11 protein-coding genes are annotated in these 14,162 nt (G+C 48.6%); 3 read left to right on the forward strand and 8 right to left on the reverse strand.

Features of this window, described 5'->3' with window-relative positions; translation table 11 throughout:
• The first annotated feature begins 78 nt into the window (after positions 1 to 78).
• The 3 genes from F0316_RS10600 to F0316_RS10610 all read left to right on the forward strand — a co-directional run bounded on the left by F0316_RS10600 (position 79) and on the right by F0316_RS10610 (position 4,144).
• Entirely contained in the window at positions 79 to 2,133 is a 2,055-nt protein-coding gene (locus tag F0316_RS10600) for a bifunctional diguanylate cyclase/phosphodiesterase (RefSeq protein ID WP_001111411.1), read from the forward strand.
• A gap of 107 nt (positions 2,134 to 2,240) precedes the next feature.
• A complete protein-coding gene (gene ubiU, locus F0316_RS10605; RefSeq protein ID WP_000421320.1) occupies positions 2,241 to 3,254 on the forward strand; it encodes a ubiquinone anaerobic biosynthesis protein UbiU in 1,014 nt (337 codons plus the stop codon).
• A gap of 11 nt (positions 3,255 to 3,265) precedes the next feature.
• Positions 3,266 to 4,144 carry a U32 family peptidase gene (locus F0316_RS10610; protein ID WP_000872504.1) on the forward strand — a complete coding sequence of 293 codons (879 nt, stop codon included), beginning with the start codon at positions 3,266 to 3,268 and terminating at the stop codon, positions 4,142 to 4,144.
• Positions 4,145 to 4,202: 58 nt separating this feature from the next.
• On the opposite strand, the gene vcrM is transcribed toward F0316_RS10610, so the two are convergent.
• The 8 genes from vcrM to infB all read right to left on the reverse strand — a co-directional run bounded on the left by vcrM (position 4,203) and on the right by infB (position 14,153).
• Positions 4,203 to 5,540 (reverse strand): sodium-coupled multidrug efflux MATE transporter VcrM, encoded by a 1,338-nt coding sequence (gene vcrM / locus F0316_RS10615; protein WP_000981941.1) that lies wholly within the window; start codon positions 5,538 to 5,540, stop codon positions 4,203 to 4,205.
• Positions 5,541 to 5,582: 42 nt separating this feature from the next.
• Positions 5,583 to 5,990 (reverse strand): MarR family winged helix-turn-helix transcriptional regulator, encoded by a 408-nt coding sequence (locus F0316_RS10620; RefSeq protein ID WP_000887845.1) that lies wholly within the window; start codon positions 5,988 to 5,990, stop codon positions 5,583 to 5,585.
• Positions 5,991 to 6,088: 98 nt separating this feature from the next.
• Positions 6,089 to 7,000: a lipoprotein NlpI gene (nlpI, locus tag F0316_RS10625; RefSeq protein ID WP_001897601.1), complete on the reverse strand. Its 912-nt coding sequence runs from the start codon at positions 6,998 to 7,000 to the stop codon at positions 6,089 to 6,091.
• A gap of 115 nt (positions 7,001 to 7,115) precedes the next feature.
• Positions 7,116 to 9,245 (reverse strand): polyribonucleotide nucleotidyltransferase, encoded by a 2,130-nt coding sequence (gene pnp / locus F0316_RS10630; protein WP_000462070.1) that lies wholly within the window; start codon positions 9,243 to 9,245, stop codon positions 7,116 to 7,118.
• Between the two features lie 362 nt (positions 9,246 to 9,607).
• On the reverse strand, positions 9,608 to 9,877 hold the full coding sequence (rpsO, locus tag F0316_RS10635; protein ID WP_000055654.1) for a 30S ribosomal protein S15: 270 nt from the start codon (positions 9,875 to 9,877) through the stop codon (positions 9,608 to 9,610).
• A gap of 141 nt (positions 9,878 to 10,018) precedes the next feature.
• Positions 10,019 to 10,957, reverse strand: a complete 939-nt coding sequence (gene truB / locus F0316_RS10640; RefSeq protein ID WP_114732901.1) for a tRNA pseudouridine(55) synthase TruB — start codon at positions 10,955 to 10,957, stop codon at positions 10,019 to 10,021.
• A complete protein-coding gene (gene rbfA, locus F0316_RS10645; RefSeq protein WP_001123656.1) occupies positions 10,957 to 11,355 on the reverse strand; it encodes a 30S ribosome-binding factor RbfA in 399 nt (132 codons plus the stop codon). Before rbfA ends, truB begins: the two co-directional genes overlap by 1 nt.
• A gap of 101 nt (positions 11,356 to 11,456) precedes the next feature.
• Positions 11,457 to 14,153, reverse strand: coding sequence for a translation initiation factor IF-2 (gene infB, locus F0316_RS10650; protein WP_000192207.1), 2,697 nt, complete (start codon positions 14,151 to 14,153; stop codon positions 11,457 to 11,459).
• Between the last annotated feature and the right edge of the window lie 9 nt (positions 14,154 to 14,162).

A 14,162-nucleotide genomic window follows, 5' to 3' on the forward strand; every position in this document is an offset into this window, starting at 1 on the left:
CGCTATACCCCAACGACATACGCTGTTAAAGGGGATATTATAAACGTCGTCGCGCACGGACAGTTGGTAGTATTTTAAATGCCTGCTCAAACCTCATCTCAGCTCAAGCATTGGTTTGCAAAAATTACGTCACACAGTCCGTTCTTTTTTGCAATCCTCAATGATCAACACCAATACGTGATGGTCAACGAGCGCTATTGTGATATCGCCGGTCTCTCTAGCGAAGAGATGGTCGGGATGAGCGATAGTCAGGTTCTGGGCGAACATTTTTATCGCCATCTCAAACCGTTTTACGAACGTGCGTTTAACAACGAGCATATTGAGTCCGAGCTGACCCTCAGCGAAATCGACCTCGAAACCAGCTTACACTTTTCTCTCTCCCCCATCATGATCAACGATCGGGTGCAATACCTTGTATTCCACGCGATTGATACCTCAGAAAAGCAGATTTTAGTGCGCTCTCTGGAAGAATCGGAAAGCAAATACGCACTCCTCACGACACTGCTACCTGATGGTTTAATGATGGTGGAAAATGACTGCATTATTTCTGCCAACCCTTCCGCTGCACGTTTACTCGGTTTTGACGACGCACAAAAACTGCTCGGAGAAAATCTCTCCAGACTGTTTATTGATGAAAAGACCAAAACCGTTTTTTCATCGCAGTTGGCTTCGCTGCTGACAGAAAAACCCTTGGTGTGCTTGACCGGGCCAAGGTGTGGGTTTGAACGGAAAATCCAGTTACACGCAGGTTGCACTTCTTTACTCGGTAATCAGTCGCAGTTGATCTTATTGCAAGATGCCGATGAAGCCCCAAAACAGTTTTCTGCGACCACTCAAGTCGATGCGCATATCGATAGCCTCACTGGACTGTATAACCGACACGGTTTTACCAAGCGCTTAGAACAGTGCATCCAAAATGAGACGCCTTTGGTTATGCTCTATCTGGACATTGATAACTTCAAAAACATCAATGACTCTCTCGGCCATCACATCGGTGACAAAGTGATTAAAGAAGTGGCGGCACGTTTAAAACGCTTACTGCCACAGCAAGCCGTACTTGGTCATTTGGGCGGCGATGAGTTTGGTTTGATCTTGCCGGAGCCAGAACACAACCGCTCTGCAGAAATGTTGGCCGATCGCATTATCTCTTTGATTAATCAGCCTTTTGACCTGCACCATTTCAGTAAGCGTTTAGCTTGTTCGATTGGTAGCGTGCGTTATCCCGGTGACGGCAATGATGCTCGCGTATTACTGCAAAATGCCGATACCGCGATGTATGAGGCTAAAGAGCGTGGTCGCAATCGCCTGATCAAATTCAATGATCAGATGAACAAAGAAGCGCGGATGCGCCTTTGGTTGGAAATTGAACTGCAAAAAGCGCTACAACAAAACGGCCTAGAAGTGTGGTACCAACCGAAAGTCAATGCGCGTGATTTTAGCATCAATGGCGCAGAAGCCTTGGTACGCTGGAAACATCCCGTTGAAGGCTATATCAGCCCAGGCGCCTTTATTCCCGTTGCGGAAAAAGCCGGCTTAATCGAACATTTGGGTCGCGTGGTTATGCGTGAAGTCTTCGCGACCGTCAAACGCTGGAAGCTGCAAGGAATTTTACCCGGACGTGTGGCGATCAACATCTCCCCCGAGCAGTTTGGCAATCCTCAACTGATTGATTATTTAGAAAAACTACTGCGAACAACCGGGCTAGATCCGAATAACATCACATTTGAACTGACCGAAAGTGCGGTGATGAGCGATAGTGAACATACCCAGCAAATGCTCAATGCCATCAAGAAACTCGGCTTCACCTTGTCAATTGATGACTTCGGTACAGGTTACTCGTCGCTGGCTTATTTAGCTCGCTTCCCGATCGATGAGCTCAAAATCGACCGCGCGTTTATCAGTAATATCGACACTCTACCCAAACAGCTCACGGTGATTGAAAACATCATTAATTTGGGGCGCTCACTGAACCTGACCGTAGTTGCAGAAGGAGTAGAAACTCAGCAACAAGCCACTTTACTCTCCAACCTAAATTGCCACTCCATCCAAGGCTTCCATTTTTATCGCCCACAACCGAAGCACGAAGTGGAAGAGTTGTTTGCGCAAAATCGCCGCCATCGCAAATCCCTCTAAGGGGTTAATTTTACTCTGATTGGTGGAAACCTGCCTTACATCAAATCGGGGAGACTCAATCCTTCCTAAAATGCGTTCACTATTCCCTGAATTCAGAGCCTTACGCTATGGAACTTCTCTGTCCGGCCGGAAATTTGCCGGCCCTGAAAACAGCGATTGATTGTGGTGCCGATGCGGTTTATATCGGTTTCAAAGATGATACCAACGCTCGCCACTTTGCCGGCCTTAATTTTAGCGGCAAAAAGCTCGAAAAAGCGGTGGATTACGTGCACGACCACCATAAAAAAATTCATATTGCACTCAACACCTTCGCCCATCCTAATGGTTTCGAGCGCTGGACTAACGCGGTAGATCAAGCGGCCGATCTCGGGGTTGATGCCTTGATCATTGCCGATATTGCCGTGCTGGAGTATGCGGCGCGCCACTACCCACACCTTGAACTGCACCTTTCCGTGCAAGCATCAGCCACCAACGTGAAAGCCGTTGAATTTTATCATCAGAATTTTAACGTCAAACGTGTCGTTCTGCCGCGCGTGCTTTCCATTCATCAGGTGAAACAGCTTTCGCGTAATATTCCACAAGGTGTCGAGCTGGAAGTGTTCGCTTTTGGCAGCTTGTGCATCATGTCGGAAGGCCGCTGTTATCTCTCCTCTTACATGACGGGTGAGTCGCCTAATACGGTTGGAGCTTGCTCTCCCGCCAAATATGTACGCTGGCAAGAGACAGAATCAGGGCTTGAATCTCGCTTGAACGAAATTTTGATTGATAAGTATGCGGCGGGGGAAAATGCAGGTTATCCAACCCTGTGTAAAGGGCGCTTCATCACGGATATTGAAGGTGAAAGAAAGTGCTATCACGCTCTTGAAGAGCCAACCAGTTTAAATACCTTGTCACTGCTGCCAGAGCTGTTTGCCGCCAATGTGGCTTCAGTAAAAATTGAGGGGCGTCAACGAAGCCCTGCGTATGTCGAACAAGTCACCCGCACTTGGCGTGCCGCGATTGATCGCTACTTAGCCAATCCTGCGCAATACCATGTCGAACCCAAATGGAATGCGGCACTGGCCAATGTCTCAGAAGGTACCCAAACCACACTCGGTGCCTATCACCGTCAATGGCAATAAGGGCAACGATCATGAAATATGCTTTAGGTCCACTACTCTATTTCTGGCCAAAACAAGACGTTGAAAGTTTCTATACTCAAGCCGCCGCCAGCATGGCGGATGTCATTTATCTTGGTGAAACCGTCTGCTCGAAGCGTCGTGAAATGAAACCACAACACTGGTTTGAGATTGCCAAATCCCTCTCTGCTGCTGGCAAACAAGTGGTGCTTTCTACTATGGCACTGCTTGAAGCGCCAAGTGAAATCAATGTGATGAAGAAGTACATCGATAACGGTGATTTCGCGATTGAAGCCAATGATGTTTCCGCTATTCAGATGGCGCACGAAAAAGGCCTTCCTTTTATCGTCGGGCCGGCCGTCAATACCTATAACGCACACACTCTCAAGCTGTTTTTAAAACAAGGCATGATCCGTTGGTGTATGCCAGTTGAGCTATCACGAGACTGGCTAATCAACACCTTACAGCAGTGTGATGAGCTCAATATTCGCGGACAATTTGAAGTAGAAGTGTTTAGCCACGGCTATTTACCACTGGCTTATTCAGCGCGCTGCTTTACCGCTCGCGCCGAAAACCGCGCTAAAGATGAATGTGAGACCTGCTGTATTCGCTACCCGACGGGCATTCAAGTCGCGAGCCAAGAGGGGCAATCGGTATTTAACCTCAATGGTATTCAAACCCAATCGGGTTACTGCTACAACTTGGTCAACGATTTACCAAGTATGGCCGGATTGGTCGATGTGGTGCGTTTAAGCCCACTCGGTGTTGAGACGTTCCAACATCTTGAGCAATTCAAAGCCAATGAACAAGGGCTGAAGCCGCAGCCGATTACCAGCCATCAGTGCAATGGTTACTGGCATCAATTAGCTGGTTTGGCCGTTAAAAATAGCTAAGGTTTACCAAAGGGTTGCTCATCGGCAACCCTTTTTATTTGCCTTTTCCTTTGCCTTTTCATGCATAGGAAACTTGGGTAGGTTTCCCCATTTTGTTCACATCGCGCCAGAGCATAATGCCGACCACAGTGCTCAGCACAATATTGGAGATGGGTAAGGCGATCCATACCCCTGTCAGCCCAAAAAACTGCGGCAAAATAAACAAGAAGGGTAACATGATCGACATATTCCCCACGGTAATAAACATGGCTTTGCCACCGCGATTGGTGGATTGGTAATACGCCGCGCTCACCACTAAGAAACCATCAAGATACATCGCAAACAGGTGCAGCTTAATGCCCATTTGCGCTCCTGCGATCAATTCGCTGTCGCTGGAGTTAAATATCGCAATCGCCTGCTCAGGGAAGAGGTTGAGCACCAGCACAAACGCCATCCCTCCCAGTACGGCAATCCCCATCGCCAAGCGCAATAACTTACGGATATGATCGTAATTACGCGCCCCAAAATGGTAGCTAGCCAGCGGCTGCATACCATTCGCAATCCCTTCAACAGTCAGGTAGTAGATCGTCACTATGTAACCCATCACCGCATAAGCGCCGACCATGACGGCATTGCCGTACTCGATCATCAAGGTGTTGTGCAGCGCAACCATGGTGGAACCGTAGGCGTACATAAAAAAGCTTGAGACGCCAATCGCGAAGATCTTGGGTAACGAGTGCCACTCCAACCTTAAGCAACGACGAGTTAAACGCATATTGGCTCGGGCAGAAAAGAAATACGCCAAGCCTAATAACGTGACCACCACCTGCGCAAGAGTGGTGGCGATCGCTGCACCGGTCAGCTCCCATTGCAGCCAAGCGATAAACAGGTAATCAAGTGCGATATTGGTCAGTGCACCAATCACCATTAATAACGTAGCCAAATTGGGGCTGTGATCGTTACGTAGCAAAAACGGCATCGCAATCGAGCCTAAAGTGAACAAACAGCCAACAATTAACACTTGTAGGTACTGCAGGCCTAATTCAAACACCCTTCCTTCAGCGCCTTGCCAACGCAAGAAGTCATCCGCCATAAACCACAAAATCACAGCCACGATAGGGGCAAGTAGCAGCAAACTCATCAACCCAGTGGCCAGAATACGCTTAGCACTGTCAGGATGGCCTTCCCCCTGTTTGATTGAAGCCAGAGCTCCAGTGCCCACCCCAACCAGCATACCAATCCCGAGGATGGTACCGATCACAGGCCAAGCCACGTTAATGCCAGCTAATCCCTCAGCGCCCACATAATGGCCAATGAAGATGCCATCCACCACTTGATACAGACCATTAACCAGCATCGCAGCCACCGTAGGAATGGTGTAGCGAACAAACTGTCGGTAAATCGATCGATTCATCATACAAACATATCTATTTAGTTAGCCTATCTAATAAAAACCTGACTAGCGCAGGGCTTTACCCAATAACAAGTCCAGCATCATCGCTTCTTCAGAAGATAAATTCTGCGCCACTTGTTCTGCCAAAATCTGATAAACCTTAGCTTCACTCGCCAGATGTAACTCCGCTTGTTCCGTCAGCTCAAACAATTGAGAACGCGCATCCGATTGGCACTGAACGCGTTTCACTAAACCTCGCCGTTCAAGCTTCTTCAGCATGTTAGAGGCAGAGGGCTTACTCACTTCTAACGCCAGTGCTAAATCGGTTAAACGGATCGCTTGAGGGGCGCTTTGAATCACTTTCAGGTAGTCATATTCATTAAAACTGAGCTGAGCAAGAGGATCTTCTTTGCCATATTTACGCCAAACTTTGGCGGCAAAGCGTTCCATTTTTTCTAAATTAACATCGAGCATATTCGATAACATATAGTTAGCAAGACTAACTATTCTGCCAGAGTCCTAGCGACAAAAAAAGCCGCAAGATGCGGCTTTTTTATCAGAGAGAGGTGAAACTATTGTGTCATTGCTTCGGCTTTCGCGCGCGCTAACTGCTCTTCACGGGCTTGTTGATAGATGCGCCCTAGCTCAAGAAAAGCATAGCGATGCTCCACATATTCATACACATTGAAGGAAATCGCGAGCTTATACAAAGAGAGCGCATGGGCCAGTTCTCCTTGCATTTGATAACGCTTACCTAGGTAGAAATAAGCCTCTGTGAGACGCTGTGCTAATAGCTCATTTTCTCGAGAGCCCGCAATAATGGCTTTGAATGCGACCTCTTCCGAGAGTTGATCCAACATCAGTCCTACCAGCACCCAGCCCCACTGTTCATCGTGCTGCTGATAGCGTTCAAGCAATTCTGTACGCGCTTTTGTCGGGTCAATATCGCTTTCTATGATGTACAGCCACAGCGCCCGAAAAGGATCTTGTGGGTCTTGCTGATAGTGCTTAGTGATCTCTTCGAGTGCCAGTTGTGGGCGCTCGCCATAGTAAAGCGCGATGGCGCGATTGCGCACGGCATACTCGTTACTAGGATCCAATTCTAACGTCGAATCGAAGGATTCATACGCGGCGTCAAACTCGCCCGCTTCGGTGTAATACACCCCTAGCAAGTTAAATACATCGGGCTGCGCAGGGTTAATCGAGAGCGATTGAGTAAAATCGAGCCGAGCCAAATCACGTAAACCGACACTGTCGTAATAATTGCCACGTTCGAACAGCATTTTAGCGCGTATCTCCGGCTCAAGATCCGTGCGCTGTAATAATTGGCTCAAGCGGGCGATTTGCACTTCTTGTTGAATCGACGCTTGCAGCGGCACCGCCATTGGCGGGTAAAGCCATTGGGTTGCAGATTCATTCTGCGTGGCACACCCTGACAGCAGAACCAATCCTATCAACGCTATCGGGAATCGAAACCATTTCACTCATCATACTCCTGTGGGATTTCGCATAAAAAAGGGAGCGAATAACGCTCCCTTTATAGCACGCTTTTATTATGAAAAGTAAAAGCCGTGTTGTTTTTGCTCCAGCAACGGAAAATTATTCCGCTTGTGGTGCCACTTCTGCTGCTGCAGCATCAGAAGTTTCAACCGCTTCTTTCATGCTTAGACGTACACGGCCTTGGCGGTCGATTTCCAGCACTTTAACTTGAACTTCTTGGCCTTCAGTCAGGTAGTCAGACACTTTCTCTACGCGCTTGTCAGCGATTTGAGAGATGTGTACTAGACCATCTTTACCAGGAAGAATCGTTACAAACGCACCAAAGTCTGCCAAACGAGCTACTTTACCAGTGTAGATCACGCCCACTTCAACTTCGGCGGTGATCTCTTGAATACGGCGGATCGCTTCTTTCGCTTGATCGCCGTCAGTCGCAGCAATCTTGATCGTGCCGTCATCTTCGATCTCGATGGTGGTACCCGTTTCTTCCGTCAACTGACGAATCACCGCACCGCCTTTACCGATCACGTCTTTGATCTTCTCAACGCTGATCTTCATCGTGTGGATACGTGGCGCAAATTCAGAGATATCGCTACGCGCTGCAGAGATCGCTTGATCCATCACAGACAGAATGTGTAGACGAGCACCTTTCGCTTGGTTCAGAGCGATTTGCATGATCTCTTTGGTGATGCCTTCGATCTTGATGTCCATCTGCAGTGCAGTAACACCTGTCGCGGTACCTGCGACTTTAAAGTCCATGTCGCCAAGGTGATCTTCATCACCTAGGATGTCAGACAGAACCACAAAATCATTTTCTTCTTTCACCAGACCCATTGCGATACCCGCAACAGAAGCCTTGATTGGAACACCTGCATCCATAAGAGCAAGCGATGAACCACACACAGAAGCCATTGAAGATGAACCGTTAGATTCCGTGATTTCAGAAACGACACGTACTGTGTACGGGAACTCTTCTGGTGATGGCATAACCGCAGCAATACCACGCTTCGCCAAACGGCCGTGACCGATTTCGCGACGCTTAGGAGAACCCACAAAACCCGTTTCACCCACACAGTATGGAGGGAAGTTGTAGTGCAGTAGGAAGTGATCTTTCTTCTCGCCAGTCAGCTCATCGATGATTTGCGCATCACGCTGAGTGCCTAGAGTTGCTGTAACCAGAGCCTGAGTTTCACCACGTGTGAACAGAGCAGAGCCGTGAGTACGTGGCAGAACGCCAGTACGAACGTCCAGAGCACGAACCATGTCTTTTTCACGGCCATCGATACGTGGGTTACCCGCGATGATGCTGCGACGAACAACGGTTTTTTCCAGATCGTGGAAAATGGTGTGAATTTCTTTGGTATCTAAAGCTTCGTTTTCAGCCAGCAGAGCCGCCGTCACTTCCGCACTGATTTCATGGATACGATCATAGCGCGCCATTTTCTCAGTGATTTGGTACGCTTCCACCAAACGAGTTTCTGCCAGAGCAGCGACTTTCGCTTTCAGCTCAGTGTTCTCGGCTGGTGCAACCCATTCCCATGCAGGTGTTGCCACTTCCGCTGCGAATTCATTGATTGCTTTGATCACGGCTTGTTGTTGATCGTGACCAAACACAACGGCAGCCAGCATCTCTTCTTCAGTCAGAATTTGTGCTTCTGATTCCACCATCAGTACTGCGTTGTCAGTACCCGCAACCACCAGATCCAAACGAGACTGTTTCAGCTCTTTTTCACTTGGGTTCAGAACCAATTGACCATCAATGTGACCTACGCGAGCCGCACCGATTGGACCATTGAATGGGAGTCCAGAAATCGCCAGTGCTGCAGAAGTACCGATCATCGAGATGATGTCAGGTTGTACGTCTGGGTTTACTGAAACCACAGTCGCGATCACTTGCACTTCGTTAGTGAAACCATCAGGGAACAGAGGACGAATTGGACGGTCAATCAGACGAGCAATCAGCGTTTCGCCTTCAGAAGGACGGCCTTCGCGCTTAAAGAAACCGCCAGGGATTTTACCTGCCGCGTAAGTACGCTCTTGGTAGTTTACGGTCAATGGGAAGAAATCTTGACCCACTACCGCTTCTTTCTTACCGACTACAGAGACAAACACCGCAGTGTCATCCATGGTAGCCATTACTGCTGCCGTTGCTTGGCGAGCCATTACGCCCGTTTCGAGAGTAACGGTGTGGTTACCGTACTGAAACGTTTTTACTACTGGTTTTTCGAACATGAGTATTCCTTATTCTCAGGACAAGCCTGAAATCAAATCATTAATACTCAGAGCACTACTAATCGCGACTAGTAAAAATAGACTGACAACTTGGGAGTACGTTCGAGAAACAATCGGTTTTAATGGCGATCTGTTTTTAAGAGCGATCTATTTGTAAGAGCAATCTGTTTTTAATAGCCGCGACCTTTTGGTCGACTACGGTGACTGTAATGCCATGAGCACAAACTTGTTCAGCCACGTAGACTGAACGGCGGATAGTATAAACTACTTAGAGGAAGGATAGCTAATTTAGAGTGCAAATTTAGCCTGCAAAAAAGGGGCTTACGCCCCTTTTTGTACAAACTGTGCTTTGCAGCGACGAATTAACGACGCAGGCCTAGACGTTTGATCAGATCTTGGTAACGAGACAGATCTTTACCTTTCAGGTAGTCCAGCAGTTTACGACGGCTTGAAACCATACGTAGCAGACCACGACGGCTGTGGTGATCGCCTTTGTGTGCTTGGAAGTGACCTTGCAGGTGGTTGATAGAAGCAGTCAGTAGAGCGATCTGTACTTCTGGTGAACCTGTGTCATTTTCGCAACGTGCATATTCAGCAACGATTGCTGCTTTAGTTTCTGCATTCAGAGACATAATTCTCTCCTAAAGAGTTTGAGGTTTAAGTTTGTGCCAGCCAATCTCTGATTCAGCCGACACGAGAAGCGCGGATTATAGGGAATATTCCTAATCCGCACAAGCGGAATGTCTCGCCATACAGCGAGCCCTTCCACGAATTTATTCGCCGTACACCACCAAGCGTTTCGGCGCGACCTTACCGTTATCGTCAATCTCGCCAACGCCAAGGAATAGCTTCTGCTCGCCGCCAGTAATGCGCACCATACCATCGGATGGTGCACCCGAAACCTGTACTGCTTGCCCATGCTGAATAAGTGTCATCAGTTCTGGGATCACGTTGACTTCGGGTAAAGCATCCACGGCAGTATCCATCGGCAGTAATAGCGGATCGAGAACGTCCGCCACCGCTTTTTCGTCACGATGGGCTTGTTCAACCAAAGCGTTGAGTTGCTCTAGCGTCACCATTCGCTCATACGGATAGTTAGCGACACCCACACGGCGCAGCATGGTCACATGTGCTCCACAGCCCAGCATTTCACCCAGATCATCGACTATGGTACGAATATAAGTGCCTTTCGAGCAGTGTACTTCCATCTCCACTTCATCACCTTCAAAGCGATGCAGCTCAATCTCATACACAGTGATCTTGCGCGCTTCACGCGGCACTTCGATACCCTGACGGGCGTATTCGTAGAGTGGACGACCTTGGTATTTCAACGCTGAAAACATGGATGGAACTTGATCCGTTTCACCGCGAAACTTGGCGATACAGGCAAGCAGCGTATCGCGATCCACGTGAACAGGACGCGCTTGTACCACTTGACCATCAGAATCTGAGGTGTCGGTACGTTCACCCAATTTGGCGATCACACGATAACGTTTATCAGAATCGAGCAGAAATTGGGAAAACTTAGTGGCTTCACCGAGGCAGATTGGCAACATGCCCGTCGCCAGAGGATCAAGCGCGCCAGTATGTCCCGCTTTTTCAGCGCCATAGAGGCGTTTAACCTTTTGCAAAGCGTCGTTGGAAGAGATACCTGTCGGCTTATCCAACAGAATCACACCGTGGATAACCCGACCTTTACGTCGACGAGCCATTACGCTTCGTCCTCATCACGACCCGCTTCATGCTTGCGGCGCTTGTCACTATTGATCACTTCGGTAACGAGGTTTGACATACGCATACCTTCAACCAAGGTGTTGTCGTAGTAGAAGCGAATTTCTGGTGTCAAACGTAAGCGGATCTGCTTACCTAACATCATGCGGATCTGCACTTCGTGCTCACGCAATGCTGCCAGACAAGATTCTGGGGTTTGCTCACCGATGCACAGAAAGGTCACGAACACTTTGGCATAAGCCAAATCGCGTGATACTTCTACATCAGAGATGGTCACCATACCTAGGCGAGAATCACGCACTTCGCGTTGCAGGATCATCGCCAGTTCTTTTTGTAATTGCTGTGCCACACGTTGTGTACGGCTAAATTCTTTCGGCATATCGTTTCTCACTGATAGAAAGAATGGGGGGATGGTCTTGGCCAGCCCCCCATGGTGTATTCAACAACCTATATTGCCTTGATTAATGCAACAGTAGTTGATTAGTCGATGGTACGTTGGATTTCGATCGTTTCGAACACTTCGATCTGGTCACCGACGCGAACATCATTGTAGTTCTTAACGCCGATACCACACTCGTAACCATTCTTCACTTCTGCAACGTCATCTTTAAAGCGACGTAGCGATTCCAGTTCGCCTTCATAGATAACTACGTTATCACGCAGAACGCGGATTGGAGCATTACGTTTGATCACACCTTCAGTGACCATACAGCCTGCAATCGCACCCAGTTTCGGTGACTTAAATACGTCACGAACTTCCGCCAGACCGATGATCTCTTGTTTGAACTCAGGTGAAAGCATACCGCTCATCGCCTGTTTCACTTCATCGATCAATTGGTAAATGATGGAGTAGTAACGCAGATCGATGTTTTCAGCTTCAATCATACGGCGAGCTGACGCATCAGCACGTACGTTAAAGCCAACCACGATAGCGTTAGAAGCCGCCGCCAGAACCGCATCCGTTTCAGTAATACCACCGACACCAGAGCCGACGATATTGACTTTCACTTCGTCTGTTGAAAGTTTGGTCAACGAGTCCGCAATCGCTTCCACTGAACCTTGTACGTCAGCTTTCAGTACAATGTTCAGCTCAGCGACATCACCTGCAGTCATGTTAGAGAACATGTTCTCCAGTTTAGACTTCTGCTGACGCGCCAGTTTCACTTCGCGGAACTTACCTGCACGGTAGTTAGCCACTTCACGCGCTTTACGCTCATCACGTACTACGGTTGCTTCATCACCGGCCGCTGGAACACCAGACAAACCCAGGATTTCAACTGGGATCGATGGGCCCGCTTCTTCAACTTCGTTACCGACTTCATCACGCATTGCACGAACGCGGCCATATTCTTGGCCACACAGAACAATGTCACCCTTACGCAGAGTGCCCGATTGAACCAGAACAGTGGCTACCGGACCACGGCCTTTATCCAGACGAGATTCGATGACCACGCCAGATGCCATACCTTGTTTCACCGCTTTCAGCTCAAGAACTTCAGCTTGCAGCAGAATAGCTTCCAGTAGACCGTCAATGTTAGTACCTTGTTTCGCAGAGATGTGAACAAACATGTTGTCACCGCCCCACTCTTCAGGCATCACATTGTACTGTGACAGTTCAGTTTTAACGTTATCTGGGTTAGCCGTGTCTTTATCGATCTTGTTTACCGCAACAATCAGAGGAACTCCCGCCGCTTTCGCGTGTTGGATAGCCTCGACGGTTTGTGGCATTACGCCATCGTCCGCTGCAACAACCAGTACTACGATATCCGTTGCTTGTGCACCACGAGCACGCATAGCGGTAAACGCCGCGTGTCCAGGAGTATCCAGGAAGGTGATCATGCCGTTTGGCGTTTCAACGTGGTAAGCACCGATGTGCTGAGTAATACCACCCGCTTCACCAGAAGCAACGTGGGTACGACGGATATAGTCCAGCGTTGAGGTTTTACCGTGGTCAACGTGTCCCATGATGGTCACGACTGGTGCACGGGAAACTTCTTCGAACTTGTCATCACGATCCGACAGAATCGCTTCTTCCAGCTCATTTTCCTTACGCAGAACCACTTTGTGACCCATTTCTTCCGCTACCAGTTGAGCAGTTTCTTGGTCAATCACTTGGTTAATGGTCGCCATCGCGCCCATTTTCATCATCACTTTGATGACTTCTGTCGCTTTCACTGACATTTTTTGTGCCAGTTCAGAAACAACGATAGTTTCACCAACCACAACATCCGCTTTCGCGACGACAGCGGTTTTATCAAAACCGTGTTGCATAGACATTGGCTTGTTGATGCGGCCTTTACGACCCGCTTTACCACCACGAGGACGAGAATCGCGCTCTTGGTTATCGTCACGAGAGGACATCTTTCTCTTATTCGCTTTTGTCGAGCGACGACGAGCACCTTCTTCGTGGAGGTCAGCCTCATCTTCCGCTTCGCGTGCATAACGCGAAGTCGTTACATGGTAATCTGTGTTTTCTTGCATATCACCTACAGTCTCTTTATCAGCAGACCAACGCTCACCATTTTTTTCAGCCAATTCGCGTACTTTTTCAAGTTGACGGCGACTTTCCTCTTCGGCCTTACGTCTTGCTTCTTCTTCCTGGCGACGTTTTAGCGCCTCGGCTTCTTTGCGCGCTGCTTCTTGCTTCAATTTTTCTTCGTCAGAACGTGGTTGTGTAGCCGCTTGCGTTTCACGCTTCGCTTTCTCTTCAGCCATACGTTTTGCCTCTGCTTCACGCTTGGCGGCTTCTTCTGCTTCACGTTTGGCTTTTTCTTCTGCCGCACGTTGTGCAGCTTCTTCAGCTTCACGTTTTGCTTGCTCTTCTGCGGCGCGCATTGCGGCTTCTTCCGCTTCACGAGTCGCTTCATCTTCAACAGAACTGCGCTTAACATACGTACGTTTTTTGCGCACTTCAACTTGAACATTCTTACTTTTACCGCCACCGGCATTCACGCTCAGTGTGCTACGGGTTTTACGCTGGAGTGTCAAACGCGTTGGCTCAGAGCCTGTCGCATCGCCGTGCTCTTTACGTAAATGAGCCAGCAGCTTCTGCTTCTCATCCTCAGATACGTGATCCGCAACAGCCTTGTTCATTCCTGCATCAGCAAGTTGCTCTAATAAGCGGTCTACTGGTGTTCCAATTTCTTCACTCAGTGCTTTAACGGTAATTTGTGTCATGCCGCTTCC

Origin of the sequence: Vibrio cholerae (genome assembly GCF_008369605.1) — a bacterium.
GTDB classification, from domain to species: Bacteria; Pseudomonadota; Gammaproteobacteria; order Enterobacterales; family Vibrionaceae; genus Vibrio; species Vibrio cholerae.